The 19,358-nt window shown below is 41.9% G+C and carries 16 protein-coding genes; 10 read left to right on the top strand and 6 right to left on the bottom strand.

The features are described 5' to 3' along the window. Positions 1-31: 31 nt before the first annotated feature. Positions 32-2,110, top strand: coding sequence for a polyribonucleotide nucleotidyltransferase (gene pnp, locus AL038_RS13225; protein WP_062153538.1), 2,079 nt, complete (start codon positions 32-34; stop codon positions 2,108-2,110). A gap of 161 nt (positions 2,111-2,271) precedes the next feature. Here the strand turns inward: pnp and AL038_RS13220 are convergent, their stop codons facing one another. Beyond that, positions 2,272-4,125 (bottom strand): CHASE4 domain-containing protein, encoded by a 1,854-nt coding sequence (locus tag AL038_RS13220; protein ID WP_083991530.1) that lies wholly within the window; start codon positions 4,123-4,125, stop codon positions 2,272-2,274. A 30-nt stretch (positions 4,126-4,155) separates the two neighbouring features. After that, positions 4,156-5,250, bottom strand: a complete 1,095-nt coding sequence (gene lptF, locus AL038_RS13215; RefSeq protein ID WP_062153534.1) for an LPS export ABC transporter permease LptF — start codon at positions 5,248-5,250, stop codon at positions 4,156-4,158. 182 nt (positions 5,251-5,432) lie between these two features. Between lptF and AL038_RS13210 the strand changes: the two genes are divergently transcribed. From AL038_RS13210 to AL038_RS13195, 4 genes are all read left to right on the top strand, one after another. Then, positions 5,433-6,986: a leucyl aminopeptidase gene (locus tag AL038_RS13210; RefSeq protein ID WP_062153532.1), complete on the top strand. Its 1,554-nt coding sequence runs from the start codon at positions 5,433-5,435 to the stop codon at positions 6,984-6,986. A 362-nt stretch (positions 6,987-7,348) separates the two neighbouring features. Next, positions 7,349-7,852 (top strand): DNA polymerase III subunit chi, encoded by a 504-nt coding sequence (locus tag AL038_RS13205; RefSeq protein WP_062153530.1) that lies wholly within the window; start codon positions 7,349-7,351, stop codon positions 7,850-7,852. A gap of 69 nt (positions 7,853-7,921) precedes the next feature. After that, positions 7,922-8,221 (top strand): hypothetical protein, encoded by a 300-nt coding sequence (locus AL038_RS13200; RefSeq protein WP_062153528.1) that lies wholly within the window; start codon positions 7,922-7,924, stop codon positions 8,219-8,221. A 167-nt stretch (positions 8,222-8,388) separates the two neighbouring features. After that, positions 8,389-8,643 (top strand): hypothetical protein, encoded by a 255-nt coding sequence (locus tag AL038_RS13195; protein WP_062153526.1) that lies wholly within the window; start codon positions 8,389-8,391, stop codon positions 8,641-8,643. 3 nt (positions 8,644-8,646) lie between these two features. Here the strand turns inward: AL038_RS13195 and AL038_RS13190 are convergent, their stop codons facing one another. Beyond that, entirely contained in the window at positions 8,647-9,906 is a 1,260-nt protein-coding gene (locus AL038_RS13190; protein ID WP_062153523.1) for a valine--pyruvate transaminase, read from the bottom strand. Positions 9,907-9,942: 36 nt separating this feature from the next. Beyond that, positions 9,943-10,557, bottom strand: a complete 615-nt coding sequence (gene rdgB / locus AL038_RS13185) for an RdgB/HAM1 family non-canonical purine NTP pyrophosphatase (protein ID WP_062153521.1) — start codon at positions 10,555-10,557, stop codon at positions 9,943-9,945. 116 nt (positions 10,558-10,673) lie between these two features. Here rdgB and AL038_RS13180 point away from each other — a divergent pair, with 116 nt between their 5' ends. From AL038_RS13180 to AL038_RS13160, 5 genes are all read left to right on the top strand, one after another. Then, a complete protein-coding gene (locus tag AL038_RS13180) occupies positions 10,674-11,363 on the top strand; it encodes a lysophospholipid acyltransferase family protein (protein WP_062155534.1) in 690 nt (229 codons plus the stop codon). Positions 11,364-11,448: 85 nt separating this feature from the next. Beyond that, positions 11,449-12,270, top strand: a complete 822-nt coding sequence (locus tag AL038_RS13175) for a carbon-nitrogen hydrolase family protein (protein ID WP_062153519.1) — start codon at positions 11,449-11,451, stop codon at positions 12,268-12,270. Beyond that, entirely contained in the window at positions 12,255-13,694 is a 1,440-nt protein-coding gene (gene tldD, locus AL038_RS13170) for a metalloprotease TldD (protein WP_062153517.1), read from the top strand. Before AL038_RS13175 ends, tldD begins: the two co-directional genes overlap by 16 nt. Before the next feature lie 85 nt (positions 13,695-13,779). Continuing rightward, positions 13,780-15,393, top strand: a complete 1,614-nt coding sequence (locus AL038_RS13165; protein ID WP_062153515.1) for a formylglycine-generating enzyme family protein — start codon at positions 13,780-13,782, stop codon at positions 15,391-15,393. A gap of 280 nt (positions 15,394-15,673) precedes the next feature. Beyond that, complete coding sequence (locus tag AL038_RS13160) at positions 15,674-16,834, top strand: GNAT family N-acetyltransferase (protein ID WP_062153513.1); 1,161 nt, start codon at positions 15,674-15,676, stop codon at positions 16,832-16,834. A 137-nt stretch (positions 16,835-16,971) separates the two neighbouring features. On the opposite strand, the gene AL038_RS13155 is transcribed toward AL038_RS13160, so the two are convergent. Both AL038_RS13155 and AL038_RS13150 read right to left on the bottom strand, forming a co-directional pair. Continuing rightward, positions 16,972-17,937 (bottom strand): hypothetical protein, encoded by a 966-nt coding sequence (locus tag AL038_RS13155; protein ID WP_062153511.1) that lies wholly within the window; start codon positions 17,935-17,937, stop codon positions 16,972-16,974. Positions 17,938-18,187: 250 nt separating this feature from the next. Further along, entirely contained in the window at positions 18,188-19,357 is a 1,170-nt protein-coding gene (locus AL038_RS13150) for an ABC transporter substrate binding protein (RefSeq protein ID WP_066246140.1), read from the bottom strand. Position 19,358 lies beyond the last annotated feature (1 nt).

Here is a 19,358-nt window from a genome sequence, read left to right as displayed (position 1 = left end):
AGCGGATTAGCGAGTAGGTTAAGGAGTTTCGATGGTTCCACTTAAGAAAACTTTTCAGTATGGTCAGCATAGCGTTACGCTAGAAACTGGCGAGATTGCACGTCAGGCTTCTGCCGCCGTGATGAGTAGTATGGGTGATACAGTTGTATTGGTCACGGTTGTTGGTAGTAAAAACCCTTCCAAAGAAGGTGATTTTTTCCCGCTGACAGTGGATTATCAAGAGCGTACTTATGCCGCAGGCAAAATACCGGCAAGTTTCTTTAAACGGGAAGGCAGACCTTCCGAAAAGGAAACCTTAACTTCTCGCTTAATTGACCGCCCTTTGCGTCCATTATTCCCTGAAGGGTTTACGAATGAAGTGCAGATTGTCGCAACAGTCATGTCACTTGATCCTGACATTGATCCAGATATTCCTTCCCTAATAGGCGCGTCTGCTGCCTTAGCCCTCGCAGGTTTGCCCATGCTCGCCCCCCTAGGTGCAGCACGGGTAGGATATATTGATGGTGAATATGTACTTAATCCGGGCAAACAATTACAACAATCCGCGTTAGACTTAGTCGTTGCAGGTACACGCACGGCTGTCTTAATGGTTGAATCAGAAGCCACTGAATTAAGTGAAGAAGTCATGTTAGGGGCTGTATTGTTTGGACATGAGCAACTACAAGTTGTACTAGATGCCATTCAAAGCATGGTTGCTGAAGCAAAACCAAGCCCTTGGGTTTGGCAAGCAGTAACCTTAGACCCTGCTTTAGTTGAACAAGTTAGTATTGCCGCCGATGCACGTTTACGCGAGGCTTATCTGACACGTGATAAGTTAGTTCGTCGTGACATGGTTGAATTAATTCGTAAAGAAGTTATCAGCCAATTGTGTGAAGGTGACGCAGCACTATGGTCTGAAGGACAAGTTAAATCAGCATTAGGCAAGTTAGAAGAAAAAGTAGTTCGTGGCAATATTCTAACGGGCTTGCCTCGTATTGATGGGCGTGACAATCGCACAGTGCGCCCGATTACGATACGCACTGGTGTTTTACCTCGCACACATGGTTCAGCCCTGTTTACACGCGGTGAAACACAAGCATTGGTGATTACAACGCTTGGAACAGAACGTGACGCACAAGTCGTTGATGCCTTAGAAGGTGAGCGTAAAGAAGGCTTTATGCTACATTACAATTTCCCACCCTACTGTGTTGGCGAAATTGGACGCATAGGCACGCCTAAACGGCGCGAAATTGGACACGGACGCTTAGCGCGTCGTGGTGTACAAGCCGTTATGCCTACCCAACAAGCATTTCCTTATTCCGTCCGTTTAGTGTCTGAAATCACTGAATCAAATGGTTCTAGCTCAATGGCAACCGTTTGTGGTGCGAGTTTAGCCCTGATGGATGCAGCCGTACCGATTAAAGCCCCTGTTGCAGGCATTGCAATGGGCTTAATTAAAGAAGATAGTAATTTCGTTGTGTTATCCGATATTATGGGTGATGAAGATCATCTAGGTGATATGGATTTTAAAGTAGCTGGGACAACCAACGGTGTAACCGCGCTACAAATGGACATTAAAATCGACGGTATCACCCGCGAAATTATGGAAATTGCCTTAGCACAAGCAAAAGAAGGTCGTTTACATATTCTCAATATCATGAGCCAATCGATTTCTTCTCCGCGTGAGGAAATGTCCGTACATGCACCTCGCATCACCAGTTTCCGTATTAAAACGGATAAAATTCGTGATGTTATTGGCAAAGGAGGGGCAACCATCCGCGCCATTACAGAAGAAACAGGTGCAGTCATCGATATCAGCGATGATGGCTTAGTAAAAATTGCCTCTTCCGACCAAACAGCCTCAGAAGAAGCTCGTCGGCGGATTTTACAAATCACGACTGACATTGAAGTCGGTAGTGTTTACGAAGGTAAAATTGCTAAAATAGTTGATTTTGGTGCTTTTGTAACCATCTCCCCCGGTAAAGATGGCTTAGTTCACATTTCGCAAATTTCTGAAGAACGTGTGGATAAAGTAACTGATAAGCTAAAAGAAGGCGATGTCGTCAAAGTTAAAGTATTAGAAGTTGATAAACAAGGTAAAATTCGTCTGAGTATGAAAGCGATTAATTAATCGCATTTACCAACTTTAAAGCCTGTTTTGTTGCCTCTTTATGCGTCACAAAACAGGCTTTTTTATTCGACTTATAAACCAATCTAAAATTCCAGCCGTTTTTATGCGTGGTGGCACGAGTAAAGGGGGCTTCTTTATATACGCTTGTAAAAAATCGGTTTTTAATGGCAACGTTTTAAAACAATCAAGGTTATATCATCATAAACGGGTGCATTGCCTATGTGGGCATAAACATCATCAAGAATGATTTGTTGTAACACTGTAGCGGTGGTTTGTTTATGTTGCTCTATGAGCGTACACAAACGTTCTATGCCATAAAATTCACCCTGTTCATTTTCAGCCTCAGTAATCCCATCGGTGAATAAAACAACCCCATCACCAACCGCAAGCGTTGTTCGATATTCATTTAAATATTGGCTAATATCCTCATTTAATAGACCAATGGTAAAACCAAATTCAAAGGTGTCTATTCTTTCTAATGGCTGATTCTGTCGGATAATCAGCACTTCCTCATGTTGTCCTATAAAGCATAATTTACCCGCGACATAGGTTAGCATCAGCAAACTGAGATTTTTGTCTGATTGCATTCGTTGAATATTATGCCAAATCATTTGATTAAGGGCATTCCAACCGTCATAAGACAATTGTCCATTATTCATAATACACAATGCTTTTAAAGCCGCTTGTACCATCAGCATGACTACGCCACTTTCCAATCCATGCCCAGTTACATCGCCAATACTACAAATAATTTTTTTATTTTGTTGAAATATATCGCAATAATCCCCGCCGATTTCTGTCGCAGGTTGTGCGGAAAACGTGATTTCTACGTCAGCGAATTGGGAGAGTTCGGTATTTTCGGGAAGTACCATTGCTTGAATACGGCGTGCAATTTGTAATTCCGTTGACATACGGAGGTTTTCATTCCGTAGTTGGGTATTTAACGCTTGTATTTTGGTTTGTGATTGTTCTAATGCCGTAAGAAGGGCATTGATTTGTTGCGTAAGGGTTAGAAACTCATCTATTTTTAAAAGTTTTATCCGTTTAGTCAGGTCACCTGTTGTGCTAATACCTGCTACATCGGTGATTAGACACATCAGTTGTTTTAAAACCATCCACTCAAGTAAAAAGAGTATAACTAACAGAATAATAAAGCCGATAATGAATACCAGCACTAGCATATAGTACAAACTACGTTGTTCTTGCTGATAGGTAGTACGTTGAGTTAATAGACGAATAATCAGCGCAGGTTCGCCCATGATGTCAGGCAATACTGTGTATCCTGCAAATAATTTTTCTGATATTTCAGTTGTATAAATGGGGTTATCTGTGCTTATTTCGTGGAGAGCTATTTGAAATTCATCGGGGAGGTTTGGGTCAGTGCTGTTATAAACCAATAAAGGATGTTGAATTAGGGTAGATATGTTGTACCAATAATCTGTGGTTAGGTATTTACCAACAATAAGATGTCCATTTGGATTTCCTTGTTTTTCTGTGGGAAATATAGGGTATGAAGCCAGTAATAATGCGTTTTTAGGGAGTTGAATAAGTTCTATTACAGGTTCATTTTTTTGCCAATAGCGTAATAACTTATTATTAGGATTTAATTGGCGACGTAATTTATCAGGCAGTTCGTCAAGGTTTAACACGGGTTTTTCGAAACCAATACCATAAACATATTTACCTGCTTTATTGAAAAACAACATATTATCCATACCAACGGCGGCCAACATAGACGGCGTAAGATTGGAATTTATGTAGTTAGTATTGTGGTCATTGATGAATTGATAAGTATCATCCCATACTGACCACGAGGCTACGCCTTGATAAAGTTGTTTTTGGGTATATTTGACCAAATAAAGTAAATTACGAACTTGTTCCTCTGTTGCCCGTTGTTCTATTTCTTGAATATTGCTTTTTAAAATATGAATAGAAACAAAATAAAGAATGCTAATAATGCTAATAAGCGTAAAAGTGATGGCAAGCAGTATTTTATTTCTGAGTTTCATCATCATATTGCTTTTAGGTCATTTGCTTGAAAGGCGTTAAATTGCAGTTGTGGGTCGTCTCCATCTACGTCGCCAATACTGTTGTAAACGGGGATAAGTTAATAAAAAAATGATAATAACCAGCATCAGTAAATGTACCCACCAAATACCAATAAAAGTTGGTGTATCACCACGTTCTACCCATTTTTTAGCAATAGATAACAGATTGCTGTAAATCAATACAATTAAGATGCCGAAAAAAATCTTACTATATTGTCCTTGTCGCGGGGTTGTTCGTGACAGGGGAACAGCAAGCGCGGAAAGCAAAATGATAGAAAGCGGTAACGACAATCGCCATTGTAATTCAGCTTGATATTCTGCCTTAGGTGAACGCCATAAAACTTGTGTTGGTAACGCTGTACGGCTTTCTACGGGGGGAGAATCATTTAATTTATGTGGAATACGAATACCATGTTCGGCAAAGTCAATCATGTTATAGCTTAGAGGATTTTCGTTGGGTATCTCATAACGATGTCCGTTTTGCAGGATTAAAAACAATTCTTGGTCTTTTGCTGTTTGATAGGCCTGTTTAGCCGTCATAACTATCCGTTTATCAGGGAGATTAGCCTGTGCAAAAATCACTTCTAAATTGTTGGCTTTACTATCCACGGTTTCTACATAAAGAACACCTTGTCCTTTGAGAAATTCTTTAAAACGCCCTGCTTCTATGCCCCCTATTTCCGCTGCATTTGCAGCTTGGGTGCGTAATTCTATCTCTATGGATTTTGCCCATGGGGAAATATAGAGCGATAAAGCCCCTACAAAAAATGCGAAAATTGAGGCAAAAAATAAAATTCCATTAAAAGGAACAGGAATACCACAAGCAGCTAATGCTGTGATTTCATTATCCTTATAAAGCCGTCCTAAGGCTAATAAAATAGATAAAAAAAAGCCTATCGGTAAAATGAGGGTTAAGTCACCTAAAACTCTAATTCCGAGGAGTTGAAAGATAAATCGAGCAGGTAACGCGCCTGAGGCTGCTTGTAAAAGATAGCCTATAAAGCGATTACTCACATAAATTAACAGAAGCAAGGTAATCAGCGCAAAAAGAGTATATATAATTTCCCGATACAGATAACGATTGATAATCAAAAAAATACCTCACTCTGTCTGCAATAAGTGATATTAAAAATATGATTTTACAAGTTTTGGACGAATGTGTAACATATAAGCAATAATAGTTCTATTCGGTATAGCGAGTCTAGCGTGCAAATTAGATAATCCTGCTTCATTTGCGCGTTTTTATCAATATAACCATAACAACGGAAAATAGCATGGAATTTAATATAAAAAGCGGGCATCCAGAAAAGCAACGAACAGCATGTGTTGTTGTGGGCATTTACGAGCCACGTCGCTTATCTGAAGTTGCCAAACAACTTGATGAAGTAAGTGATGGATACTTATCTTCTATTTTGCGCCGAGGGGATTTAGAAGGCAAAATTGGACAAACATTGTTATTACACAATGTTCCCGGTACTTTAGCCGACCGCGTGTTGTTGGTGGGTTGCGGGCGGGAAAGAGAATTAGGTGATACGCAGTACCGTAAGGTTATTGTCCATGCGATTCGGACACTGCACGAAACAGGCTCAATGGAAACGGTTTGTTACTTAACCGAATTAAATGTGCGCGGACGAGATACTGCATGGAAAGTTCGTCATGCGATTGAAACAGCATGTTATGCGTTATATAGCTTTGATCAGCTAAAAAGTAAGAAAAATATTACTCGTCGTCCTTTACGAAAAATTGTGTTTAGTGTTGCCTCTCGTCGGGAACTTGGGATTGCCGAACAGGCTCGTCGAGAAGCTGAGGCAATTGCGGGTGGTGTGGAATTAACCAGAAATTTGGGTAATTTACCCAGCAATGTATGTACGCCGATTTATTTGGTAGAAGAAGCAAAACGCTTAAGTAATTTACATGAACGTTTAACATGTAAAGTTTTAACCGAAAGTCATATTGAAAAAGCAGGGATGAATGCACTGTTAGCCATTGCAAAAGGCAGTGAACAACCCCCGCGTTTTATTGTTATTGAATATAAGGGTAATGATAAAAAAGATGCTCATCCAACCGTTTTAATCGGTAAAGGGGTTACTTTCGATTCTGGCGGTATTTCGCTTAAAAAAGCCGAGCGAATGGATGAAATGAAGTATGACATGAGTGGTGCGGGCAGTGTGTTAGGCACATTATCTGCCATCGCCGAGTTGCAATTACCGATTAACGTTATCGGATTAATTCCCGCTGTTGAGAACATGCCCAGCGGTAAAGCGACTAAACCCGGTGATATTGTTACAACCTTATCAGGACAAACCGTAGAAATTTTAAACACTGACGCGGAAGGGCGGTTAATTCTGTGTGATGCCTTAACCTATGCAGAACGGTTTAAACCCAGCGTCGTTATTGACATTGCAACCTTAACAGGGGCATGTATTACCGCGTTAGGCGCACATGCACATGGCGTGATGAGTAATCATAACCCATTGACAAACGACCTATTAAATGCAGGTAGAATGGCATGTGACCGCGCTTGGGAATTACCAATATGGGATGAATACCAAGAGCAACTGGACAGCCCTTTTGCAGACATGGCGAACATTGGTGGACCTGAAGCAGGGGTTATTACCGCTGCGTGTTTTTTGTCGCGTTTTGCGAAGAAATACCGTTGGGCGCATTTAGACATTGCAGGGACAGCATGGAAAGCTGCACCTAAGAAAGAAAAAAGTGCGACAGGTCGTCCCGTCCCGTTATTGACCCAATATTTAATTGATCGTAGTCAAGATGATGGCGTACTCCCACCATTACCTATTCCACCCGATTTAGGGGATGATGACTAATAACGTCCGCCAGCAAAATCCTAGCTGCTACCTTTTTTTAAGGTATGTGAAAAGTAAACGGTGGCTAGGGTTTGCCTTTTGATTATTCTAAACACAAGCCAGCGTAGGATGCAGTAGCGTAATACATCCTTAAAAGAAGGGAGCTGTGGGCTAAGCTCACTCGCTCACTTAAAAATGGGTGTATTGCAGTGTTAAAACATATACCTAATGCACACTACGCGGGCTTTTTATCGGATTATTTTGGAAGTTCGGTAAATTCTGATTTAGGCAAAAAACATAAGCCAGCGTATAATTTAATTATTTGAATAATGATATTTTTTTAATTTAAAGATACGAGTGTGCATCTCTTTGGGATATTCATTGTGACCGTACTTAATTCATCCTCTGAGCTTCCCACTTCTCCCACTCAAGTGGATTTCTACATTTTTCATGCCCATTATGTACAAGCCTTAGAGCGGTTTGTTTGTCGCTTAATTGAAAAAGCCTATCAACAAAAGCATCAAATATTTGTTCTGGCAAACACGGAGGCGCAAGCCAAGCTATTAGATAGTTTATTATGGGTGGTAAATCCTGATAGTTTTATTCCACACAGTTTATTGTTAGCAGGACAAGAAGAAACTTTTTGTTTAAATGGTGAGGGTAAAAGCCAGCATTTTCCCGTCGTGATTGGATATGGGACGATGCCACAGTCAACACGAACCTTGTTAATTAATTTAGCCGAAACTGTTCCCGATTTTTTTGCGCAATTCCAGCGAATTGCCGAGCTAGTTGCCCCAGAAGAATCGGCACGCATTGCAGGACGGCAACGGTTTCGTTTTTATAGAGAACAACAGGTTGTATTAAATTCGCATGATATTTCTAAGTAAGCCGTAGCATATAGGTGTAATACCTTATATCATTGTAACCAGCATTTCGTTAATCCCTACAGTCGTACTATGCACAAAGATAAAATTGTCGTACCTGTTTTGAAAGATATTGTTGTCGCGGGGCGTGAGGTAAAAAATGTTTTACCGCCCATGTTGAATGAAGCGCAAGTTAAGGCTTTTCAACAGCAGATGGAGGATATTATTCAAGCCCGTTTACAAACAACCTTGCAAAAAGCGGGTGGGAATGCGTTGTCAGAAATTACCTTGAAAAAAATCACTAAAGAAGCAGTTCAAGATATAAAAACGTATTTGGATAAAAAATTACCCATTTTAATTAAAGCAATTGCCCAGCCAACGGGTAAAAAATAACTATAACAGACAATTTATTGCATTGTTGATAGATAAAAGGGGTTTTAATCACCTTATTTTTGTAATGGTAGGAAATATAAGTGGTTTATTGAGTATTAACTGACTATTGCAATATATAAACGTGTTTTTGATCTCTTCATTCAAGCTTTTGAGTTGCAGGTATATTCATGTTTACCTACTTTATTTTTCTACTCATTATTTTATTGGGTTGTGTCATATTTTTTATCATGCAGTTACGTGCATTTTATGAGTTAGAAGATGATATTTCCGACAGTCAGCAGATGGAAGAACAAGATGATGTATCTTCTACACTTGACGATACATCATCCTCGTCAACTACTGAAACTACCAAAACTACCGATGAAAAAAAGAAAGATGATGATGAACAACCACCCAGTGATAAATTCCCCAGTTGGATTTAACCGTTATATTCCCGCATACGCCTCTCTCACAACCTCCGCAATAATTTGAATCCCCTGTTTTACAACAAATTCAGTTTGTGCATAGTTAATGCGGATACATTCATGACGATGTTTCCAATCTGCGTCAGCAATACCGGGAAAGAAGTAATGTCCCGCAACAACCAATACGCCCCGCTCTTTTAAACGTTCATAAAGCATTTGGCTGGTAATGGGCAGCTCTTTAAACCATAGCCATAAAAAAAATGCACCTTCAGGCTTATGTACGTAAAAACTTAATCCATCTAAGGCTTCATGCAGCCAACGCAATGCGTTTTCCATCTTACTGTAATAATAGGGTTTAATCACTTGTTGGCTTAATCGTAAAATTTGGCGATTATGTATCCATTCCTCAACGATATGCGCACCGATATGGGTAGGCGCAAGGCTCACGATGGCATTTAACGCGCTGATAGCTTGAATAACCCGCGTATTTGCAATAATTATCCCTGTCCGCACAGCAGGCAATCCTAGTTTGGAAAGGCTTAAACAGAGAATAATATTCTCGTTCCACAGGGGAGTCGCGTCACTAAAAATGATATTTGGAAAAGGAGTGCCGTATGCGCCATCAATAATAAAAGGGATATTATGTTGGCGGGCAAGTATATCTAATTGTTTAATTTCATCATCAGTTAAAACATTGCCTGTTGGATTGGTTGGGCGGGACACACAAATTGCACCAATTTCTTCAGTAATCGCTAATTCGGAAAAATTAACATGATACTTAAATAAATGTTCATCCAAAAATTCAATAGACGGTTTATTCGCAACAAACATGTCAGCTTCTAGCCCTAAATCGCTATAGCCTAAATATTCTGGAGCGAGTGGCAATAAAACTTTCTTTTTTTCACCAGTTGCATAAGTTCCTGCAAATAAATTCATGAGATAAAAGAAAGCCGTCTGACTGCCATTGGTTAGTGCAATATTATTTTCATCCACTTGCCAGCCATATTCTTGGTGTAATAAAACCGCAAGGGTTTTATTGAATGTGAGAGAGCCTTGCGGAATAGTATAATTTCCCAACATTCTTTCAAATTCATCGCCATGCTTTAAAATCTCCTCCATTCGTTCTCGCAGACGCAATTGTACTTGCGGAATTTGGCTAGGATTGCCACCGCCAAGCATTAACATTTCCCGTCCATCTGCTTGAGAAGTACCCAAATCACGCATTAATTGTAAAATCCCTGAATGCGCTGTGAATTTCTGACCAAAATTGGAAAATTGCATAGTCGTGAATGATGAAGGGTGAAGGGTGAAAGAAGGTTAGTTTTTTGGATAAGACATGGATTGTAATATGTACTGTAAGGCTTGCAAGGCTTGCGACCGATGGCTTAGTTGATTTTTAATCGCCGCAGGTAATTCGGCAGCACTACATTGATGCGTTGGAACATAGAAAACAGGGTCATAGCCAAATCCCTGCGTGCCTCTGGGGGTATATAATACGCTACCTTCCCATGTTCCTTGACAAATAATCGGCATAGGGTCTGTTGCATGGCGCATGTAAACAATCACACAGTGATAACGTGCGCTACGATGTGCTTCAGGCACGGCGGCTAAACGGGAGAGCAATAAGGCTATATTCTCCGTATCGCTCGCACCTTGTCCTGCAAAACGGGCAGAATAAATACCGGGCGCACCGTGTAGGGCATCTACCTCAATCCCTGAATCATCAGCAATAGCAGGGAATCCACCTTGTTGTGCTGCATGACGGGCTTTTAAAATGGCATTTTCCACAAAACTTAAGCCAGTCTCCTCTACGTCATTAATGGCTAAGTCTTTTTGTGGGATAATCTCTAAATCCGTGTTGATGAGTAAATGATTAAACTCCCGAATTTTTCCCTGATTGTTACTGGCTAAAATAATGGTTTTGGTCGTCATGGTGGGTACTGTTCTTGCTGGAGTGAACACACTTATGCAGGCACGTTACAAACTTGTGTAATGTTGCCGAGCAAATCATAATGATAATGCCTTTCCCATCATTGTATAAAACGCTAATGACATTAACTACAAGCTTGTTATTAATTATTGTGGTCTTCAGTGGGTGGTTTTGCCTACGTGCTTGTCGATTGGCAAATCGAACGCCTTGGGGAAACTGGTTTCTAAACTATTTAGATGGGCTTAATCGTCTATTTTGTCGTTATTATCACCGTTTAGACGCACCACTATTAGCCATTCCACCCCAAGGGGCTGTGCTAATTGTCGCCAATCATGTATCAGGTTTAGACCCCTTATTACTCTATGCGATTACTAACCGTCCCTTACGCTTTCTAATAGATGCCCATCAATATCATCGTTTTGGGTTGACATGGCTATTTCGGCTGATTGGGGGTATTCCCGTAGATTATACAGGACGACCTGAAAAAGCCTTAAAAGCGGCACTACAAGCACTAGAAGCAGGTGAAGCAGTTGCCATCTTTCCACAAGGTGGGTTTGTTCTACCCTCACAATTCCCCAGTAAACTAAAACGTGGCGTTTTTTGGCTTGCACAACATACCCAAACACCAACCCCCATTTATCCCGTTTATATCAAAGGAGTGCGTGGAATGGGATATGCCGTGCGTGGGGTATTTATCCGTAGTCGCGTACAACTATCCGCTTATCCCCCGTTATATTGCGCACAAGAAGAAGAGATAGCAAACTGTGCAGCAACAGTACAAGCCTTGATTGAAGGGCGAACAACATAACTTGATTTTTTTCAGATACGCCCCCTAATATTCAATTAAAATAACAAGCGTATTTCTCGTAATGGTTTACTCAAAGGACTGAATAATGACCCGTATCGCCGCTTTACAGATGATTTCCACTACCGATGTAAACACCAATTTACAAGAGGCAGCGCGTTTAATCGCCCAAGCGGCTGACCAAGGGGCTGAACTTGTCAGTCTGCCCGAAAATTTTGCCCTTATGGGACAACATGACACTGACAAAGTAAAAATTCGTGAATCTTTTGGTCAAGGACACATACAAGATTTCCTAGCCACACAAGCCACTAAATACGGTGTTTGGTTGATTGGCGGCACAATCCCACTCGTTGCGGATGCGCCCGACAAAGTTCGTGCAGCCTGCTTAGTATTGAATAACAGCGGTCAATGCGTCGCACGTTATGATAAAATGCACCTCTTTGATGTCATGGTAAGTCCTGAAGAAAGCTATTGCGAATCACGAACCATTGAAGCAGGACATAACACCAATGTGGTTGATACACCGTTTGGACGTATCGGATTAGCCATCTGTTATGATGTTCGTTTTCCTGAATTATTCCGTTGCCTTACTGCACAAGGGGCGACTATTATCAGTTTACCCTCAGCCTTTACAGCAATGACAGGGAAAGCACATTGGGAAATTCTCGTTCGCGCCCGTGCAATTGAAAATCTAAGCTATGTTCTTGCACCGAATCAAGGCGGTGTTCATGCTAATGGACGCGAAACGTATGGCGATAGCCTGATTGTCGACCCTTGGGGAAATATACTTTCCCGTTTAGGACAAGGGGCAGGCATCATCTACGCAGACCTTGACCCAACATATTTACAGACAATACGGCGTAATTTTCCAACCCTAGACCACAAAAGAATCGCATGTCAACAGCCCTAAGCCTTGCTACCGAACAACTACTCACCCCAACCGCTTTAAGCCTAACGGATATAAGCCAAGTGCTAACCGATTTACTGGGTTATCACATTGACTATGCCGACTTATACTTTCAGAGTAGTCATAGTGAAGCATGGGCATCAGAAGAAGGCATTGTCAAAGAAGGTAGCCACAGCATTACCCAAGGGGTTGGCATCCGCGCCATTAGTGGAGAAAAAACGGGTTTTGCATATAGCAATGATTTAACATTGTCCGCACTGAGCGAAGCGGCAAAAACCGCGCGTTGTATTGCACAACGTGGACAATCAGGACAAGCAGGCCTGTGGCGAAAAACGGTAGCAACACCCCACTATTCAGCCATCAACCCCTTAAATAGCCTCACTGCCGCAGAGAAAGTTAATTTACTTAACGCATTAAACCAAGCAGCTCACCAAGAAGACCCCCGAGTAAAACAAGTCATTCTGACATTACATGGTGCGTACAGCACTATTCTAGTTGCTGCCAGTGATGGCACACTCGCTGCCGATGTTCGTCCCCTCGTCCGTTTAAATGTAAATGTTGTGGTAGAAGAAAATGGCAGGCGTGAACAAGGTGGGGCGGGCGGCGGCGGACGTTTTGGTTACGAATACTTCAATGCAGGACACGGCCTAAACTACGTAAAAGAAGCCGTTAGACGTGCGCTTGTCAACCTAGAAGCCATAGAAGCTCCCGCAGGTACAATGCCCGTTATCCTCAGTGCAGGCTGGCCCGGTGTTCTTTTACACGAAGCCATTGGACATGGTTTAGAAGGCGATTTTAACCGCAAAGGGACTTCCGCCTTTTCAGGACGAATAGGGCAAGCCGTTGCATCCCCGTTATGCACTATCGTTGATGATGGCACACTTGTTGACCGGCGAGGCTCACTCACCATTGACGATGAAGGCACACCTAGCCAATGTACAACCCTGATTGAAAAAGGGATTTTGCAAGGCTATATGCAAGATAAACACAATGCTAAATTAATGGGTGTTGTTAGTACAGGCAATGGACGGCGTGAATCCTATACAAGCTTACCGCTGCCACGCATGACCAATACCTACATGCTCGCAGGGGAAGACGATCCTGCCGACATTATTGCCTCAGTGGACAAAGGTTTATATGCTGTACACTTTGGCGGTGGGCAAGTAGATATCACCTCAGGCAAATTTGTTTTTACCGCCAGTGAAGCCTATCTAATTGAACAAGGAAAAATTACCCGTCCTGTTAAAGGCGCGACCCTGATTGGCAATGGTGCGGATGTCTTGACACAAGTCAGTCGGGTTGGTAATGATTTAAAGCTAGACAGTGGGGTGGGTGTCTGTGGTAAGGACGGACAAAGCATCCCTGTTGGTGTAGGACAGCCTACCTTGCGCGTTGATCGCCTAACGGTAGGCGGAACAAAAACGTGACCTCTTTCTTGTTCCGCTAGCATTGGGGCATAAATCCCCAATATTTCAGATTTATCGTTCACCCTAACCTACAGAGAATCCGATTGTGTCTTCACTCGATCAAGCCAAAGCTGAAGCGCAAAAACTAATTAAGCGTTATAACAAACTACAAGCAGAAGTTAAAACGGCAGATTCCTCAGTAGAAGCTGCACGTAAGGCAAAAGAAGCGCAAAAATTAGTATCGCAAATCAGCGCGATGCAAGCCGCAATTGCTAAATTGCAAGAAAAAGACAAAGTAGCTGAAGCAACGATTAAGGCAGTCGCGCCTAATTCAGACACCGCACTCATTCCCTCAGTTTCTCCGCTATCAACGACTGACCAACTTCGTCGTGCTGAAGCCGAGAAAACCCTGTTGGAAGCCCGTATAGCACGGATTGAAACGGCGCAACAGAAAACCCGTGCGCAAATCGACCAACTTTCACGTGCCAAAGCCGAGCTTGCCAAGCTCAAAGCAGAAGCGGAGAAAAATAAAGATAAACGGAGTAATGACGAAAAGCTACAACAAGAACTCACCCGCCTGATAGAAAAGAAGGAAGAAGAACAACGCCGTCTGCAAGAAGAAGTTGATAATATTCGTCAACAATCAGTCAAAGAAGCAGAACTGCTCCGTGTACAACGAGATACAGCACGGGCGTTGATGGAAAAACAAAAAGAGATTGAAAAAGAAAAAATTCGTATCGCTTTTCGTCCTAAAAGTGGCATTATCGGAATTATGCTAGGGTTAGCCCTTGTTGTTATTTTATTTATTGCTCTTGTTGTCATTATTTTCCTAACGCCTTTACTAGACAGCGTGCCACTCGTTGCGAACCTTAAAAAAGTACAACAGCCACCCACAACCGTAGTTAGCACAACAGAAACAAGCCCAGAAAAAGAACCCGTTATCGTCAGTAAGCCCGTAATTGAGGAAGTACAACCCGTTAATTTAAGTAGTATTAGCTTCACACGGGATAAACTCAAAAATGGCTTTCAAGGTCCACCGATGGCCGTGCTTCCGGGGGGGACTTTTATGATGGGCAGTTCCGACTCCTCCATCAACCGCGAAGAACGCCCCCAACACAAGGTCGTTTTAACACCTTTTGCCATTAGCCGTTATGAAATCAGCTTTGCTGACTATGACCAATTTACCTCAGCAACCAATAGAACACCGGCTGATGATAATCAATGGGGACGCGGTAACCGCCCAGTAATTAATGTATCGTTTGAAGATGCGCTTGCTTACACCACATGGCTAACAGAACAAACAGGCTATCAATATCGTCTGCCTAGTGAACGTGAATGGGAATTTGCCGCACGGGCGAGTACAACAGGGAGTTTCTGGTGGGGTTATCAAATCACACAGGGATATGCTAACTGTGGCGGGTGTGGTAGCCAATGGGATGGCAAACAAACTGCACCTGTTGGTATCTTCAAACCCAATCCCTTTGGGATTTACGACACAGTTGGTAACGTTATGGAATGGACAATGACCTGCTTTCGTAATGACTACCAAGGTGCGCCCCAATATGGACAAAACTGGGAAGGCGGCGATTGTAGTCGGCGTATGGTACGCGGTGGTTCATTCAAACAATATGAAGCAGACCTACGTGTTGCCAGACGACAAAACTTTAATTCCCGTACAAAAATCAATACAATAGGTTTTCGTGTCGTCAGGGTTAATTAACAACACGTCTAGGCAAATAAACAAATAAATTCGCACGGATACCACCGCTAAAAACGGTGTTGTCCGTGGTTTATGTTTCTACAAGCCGTCAAACATCAAAATCTATTATCGTTCCGAATTAGCTAACAACTTAATAAAATTGTTGGCTATCTTATTCAGGGCTAATTTTTAACCCAAAAAACCGACTGTTTGATTTATCAATCCGAAAAAAATCAATCCCTCAATTGTGACACTCACATTTAACCCCATAGTGAAGACAAACCCCACGATGTCAGCCACTATGAACATACCCAATACCCTGCTTATCAACTACAGCCAATCGCTCACCGATGTTTCTGCAACGGATTGGAATCAATTGCGTGGTATGGAAAATCCCTTTGTTCGCCACGAATTTCTCCTTGCGTTAGAAGAAGAAGGTTGTTTACATCAATATGGGTGGCAACCCTTTCATGTATTAGTTTATGCAGAAGAACGACTAATCGGTGCAATGCCCTTATATATCAAAATGAATTCCTATGGCGAATTTGTTTTTGATTGGTCATGGGCAGATGCATATCAAAAAGTGACAGGAAACCCCTACTATCCCAAATTAGTCTGTGCTACCCCATACACACCTGCAACAGGGGCGCGCTTACTGGTCGCACCTGATGTTGAATGGCAGACTATCGCCGATTTACTGCTTGATGGTGCATTAGCATTAGCCAAAAAATTAAATGTATCAGGCTTACATGTGTTATTCACTGACAGCACAGATACCGACTACTTAATTAAACAACGTCATCTAATGGCACGTTTAGGTTGCCAATTTCATTGGGATAATGAAAACTATCAAGATTTTGATGATTTTCTGAGCAAACTAACATCAAAGCGGCGTAAACAAATCAAAAAAGAACGCCGTGAAGCACAACAATCAGGCGTTACGATTGAAATATTAGATGGACATCAAGCGACCGATGCACACTGGGAACAATTTCACGCATTTTATAGCTCAACGTTTGAACGTAAGTCAGGCGTGCCAACCTTATCACTCGCATTTTTTAAAACGATTAGTAAAACAATGCCCGATAATATTGTGTTAGTAATGGCACGTTTAGGGGATGAGTATGTTGCCAGCGCATTTAACCTACGCGGCTCGCATACACTTTACGGAAGACACTGGGGATGTAGCGCACACTTTCCGCACTTACATTTTGAACTATGCTACTACCAAACCATTGATTATTGTATTAAAAATAAACTAACTCGCTTTGAAGCGGGTGCGCAAGGCGAACATAAAATTAGTCGCGGTTTTCTGCCCACACCAACATGGTCAGCACACTGGCTGGCAGATGAGCGTTTTACCCATATCGTACAGCGTTTTTTAACCCAAGAAACACCAGCAATAGAAGCATATATGGCGGATTTATGGGAACATTCCCCATTTAAAGAAGATGGGGAATAACAAGCGGTCTTAAAGCCAAGAGAACGATATTAATAAAAAATAACCGTATAAACACCATAGAAAATTTCAACTGCGTTCTATAAACCATAACATAAGCGACAAAATAGGTGCGAACACACCCGCACCTACATTGCCACCTACTTATCCTTAGTCGCCTTATTGGTTTTGGTTTTTGCTTTCGTGGTGACTAACGGCTTTATCACACTGGGTTTTTTACTGCTGGGTTTCTTTGTTGTTGCTGTTGTTTTTACAGGTGCTTTCGCCTTACTTTTAACCGTTGATTGCAACTTGCTTTTCGTTGCTGTTGTTGGTTTTTTTGTTACGGCTGATTTGCTTTTAACAGATTTACTAACAACAGGCTTATTAACAGTTGTCACGCTTTTTTTACTAACCGTCGCGGGTTTTGCCCCTCTTGCGTGAGACTGCGTCTTTTTTACTGGCGCGGGCTTCGCCTTCTCTTCATCACCACTCGCCATTGCCTTATCAGTATTCTCCTCATCAGACCCTGATGCGTCTGCTACAGGTGGTTTATCTGCCGCTGTTGGGGTTAACTCCGTTTTTATGGGCGCGTCTTTTATGGGTGCGTCTGTGGTCTTTGCGTCCACTTTTGGTACATCTACGGCGGGGGGTGTCGTATCGGGAGCAACGCTGGTTTTCACTTCTGACGTAGGACTGGGTTCAGTGGCTTCGGTCGCTTTCACCACCTCTTTTTTCTCATCTTCTTTTTTCTCATCCTCTTTCGCAGGTGTTGGAGAAGTCGCTGTCTGCTCAGTTTTTAAAGGGACAACCGCCTCAGATTTAGCGGCAAGCTCCGATTTAGCTGTCTCAGTCGTTGCAGGGGCTTGAGTATTCGCTGTTGCAACGGTTTTATTGGTTTTATCCCCTTCATTTTTTACCCGTTTAACCCGTTTGCTTTCTTTATCAGGCACAATGTGCGGTTCAGGAGCCTCTTGCACACTGGGTTCTGGCATAACAGGAACGTTTGCCCCACTGGTTGCGCTGTGTAAAGTTGCTTTAGGCGCGGAGTCCTCCACCGCATAACTAGCAAAGCTAATTCCCATCAATGTTGATGTTAGATAGATAACGAATAATTTTTTCTTCATATTAACGCTCCTAGTGTTATACGCCACTTTTTCATGTTTTTTGAGAAAGCAAGATTTTGTCTTGATGCGGTCAATAGTGTAAGCCTATCCTACCGTTTTATAAACGCTCTCCAAACGGTAAAATCCAACAAGTCAAGCTAAACAGAAGTTGTAAATTCCCCAATATTTTCTGAATAACAGGGATAAAATATAATACATGTAATTCTCTACGTGCTGTCTGTCTTAATATATTGATTTAAAACAATATATTTCACTTTGGGACTTCAATATCTTGATAAATTTCATCGGCAATCCCAAAAATCACAATTGGGGGTTCAAAACCGATTAAATTAGCCGTAGCCATGTTAATAGCAATACGTATTGGGTCCTCAAAAATTTGGCTTAACTCGCGGGGTTTTGCACCGTTAAAAATCTTGGCAATGGTTGCCGCATAAAATCGTCCAACGTCCTGAAAGCCGGGGGATGCCATACTCAGTAAAACGCCTGCTTGCACTTGGCTTGAGCCTTGTTGTGCAAAACTAGCCACTTTATTATCGATTAAATTTTGCGCTATCACAGGTAACGTTTTTGCTGTAATACCACGATGAATAGTGACATAAACCGCCTCTACTTTTGGCGCGATTTCTTTATAACAACGCAACACATTATTTTCCGCCTCAGCAATTTCTACGCCCGAAAATGCGGCATAACAAGAAACAACATCAAACTTTCTTTCGTTTGCAACGGTTTGAATGATTGGAATAGCGGCAAAACTTCTGCCTTCGTCCGTATCCTCGTAAACAACCCCCAACTTTTTAAAATTAACAACATCATTAAATAAACGAATTTGTCGCTCAAAGCGCGTTACATCCACTTTTGCATGAAGATGGTCAAACCCAGAATCGGTTGCACTTTTAATAATTTTTGAAGCCAGTGCATCAGAAGTAGAGGCGACAATCGTTGCGACATGATGTTCATCATTGGCTAAATCTTGTCCTGCCCATGTACCTAATGCCAACATTAAGTCAATATCTTGTTTTTCATTAAGATATTTAATAACCGTTGCTTTTGTTACAGGGCGTTGTTTTTCATCCCAATTAGATGACCAATAAGCCTCAGCAACAAATTCGATATAATCACTTTTTACATTCTGCACCAGCCATTGCCACAAGGCTTTTGTATCTTTAGAATCCGCAAGTTTAGGAATGGTAGGTAATGATAGCCATTCCAACTCCTCCAACCCTTTAACAATGGCGATAACATTGAGCGGGTAAGTGGCTAACGTACCCCCTTCTAAATATCCAATCCGCCACTTTTTCCCCTGATGTAATGTCGGTGCTGTTGAATAAGTCCCTTTATCAGCGGCGTATCCATATCCACATAACACACTGATTAAAAACACACATCCGACCATATAAAAAAATCGTTTAATTCGTTTCATT

The sequence above is a fragment of the Beggiatoa leptomitoformis genome, from assembly GCF_001305575.3.
In the GTDB taxonomy this organism is placed as follows: domain Bacteria; phylum Pseudomonadota; class Gammaproteobacteria; order Beggiatoales; family Beggiatoaceae; genus Beggiatoa; species Beggiatoa leptomitoformis.
This window is presented reverse-complemented; position numbering and strand designations above follow the sequence as displayed.

Bases quoted from the DNA above. Each gene is read 5' to 3' on its own strand.
- AL038_RS13200 (WP_062153528.1), top strand. From the start codon at position 7,922: ATGCACAAAGATAAAATTGTCGTACCTGTTTTGAAAGATATTGTTGTC.
- AL038_RS13160 (WP_062153513.1), top strand. From the start codon at position 15,674: ATGAACATACCCAATACCCTGCTTATCAACTACAGCCAATCGCTCACC.
- tldD (WP_062153517.1), top strand. From the start codon at position 12,255: ATGTCAACAGCCCTAAGCCTTGCTACCGAACAACTACTCACCCCAACC.
- AL038_RS13180 (WP_062155534.1), top strand. From the start codon at position 10,674: ATGACATTAACTACAAGCTTGTTATTAATTATTGTGGTCTTCAGTGGG.
- AL038_RS13210 (WP_062153532.1), top strand. From the start codon at position 5,433: ATGGAATTTAATATAAAAAGCGGGCATCCAGAAAAGCAACGAACAGCA.
- pnp (WP_062153538.1), top strand. From the start codon at position 32: ATGGTTCCACTTAAGAAAACTTTTCAGTATGGTCAGCATAGCGTTACG.
- AL038_RS13195 (WP_062153526.1), top strand. From the start codon at position 8,389: ATGTTTACCTACTTTATTTTTCTACTCATTATTTTATTGGGTTGTGTC.
- AL038_RS13175 (WP_062153519.1), top strand. From the start codon at position 11,449: ATGACCCGTATCGCCGCTTTACAGATGATTTCCACTACCGATGTAAAC.
- AL038_RS13220 (WP_083991530.1), bottom strand. From the start codon at position 4,125: ATGATGATGAAACTCAGAAATAAAATACTGCTTGCCATCACTTTTACG.
- rdgB (WP_062153521.1), bottom strand. From the start codon at position 10,557: ATGACGACCAAAACCATTATTTTAGCCAGTAACAATCAGGGAAAAATT.
- AL038_RS13155 (WP_062153511.1), bottom strand. From the start codon at position 17,937: ATGAAGAAAAAATTATTCGTTATCTATCTAACATCAACATTGATGGGA.
- AL038_RS13150 (WP_066246140.1), bottom strand. From the start codon at position 19,357: ATGAAACGAATTAAACGATTTTTTTATATGGTCGGATGTGTGTTTTTA.
- AL038_RS13190 (WP_062153523.1), bottom strand. From the start codon at position 9,906: ATGCAATTTTCCAATTTTGGTCAGAAATTCACAGCGCATTCAGGGATT.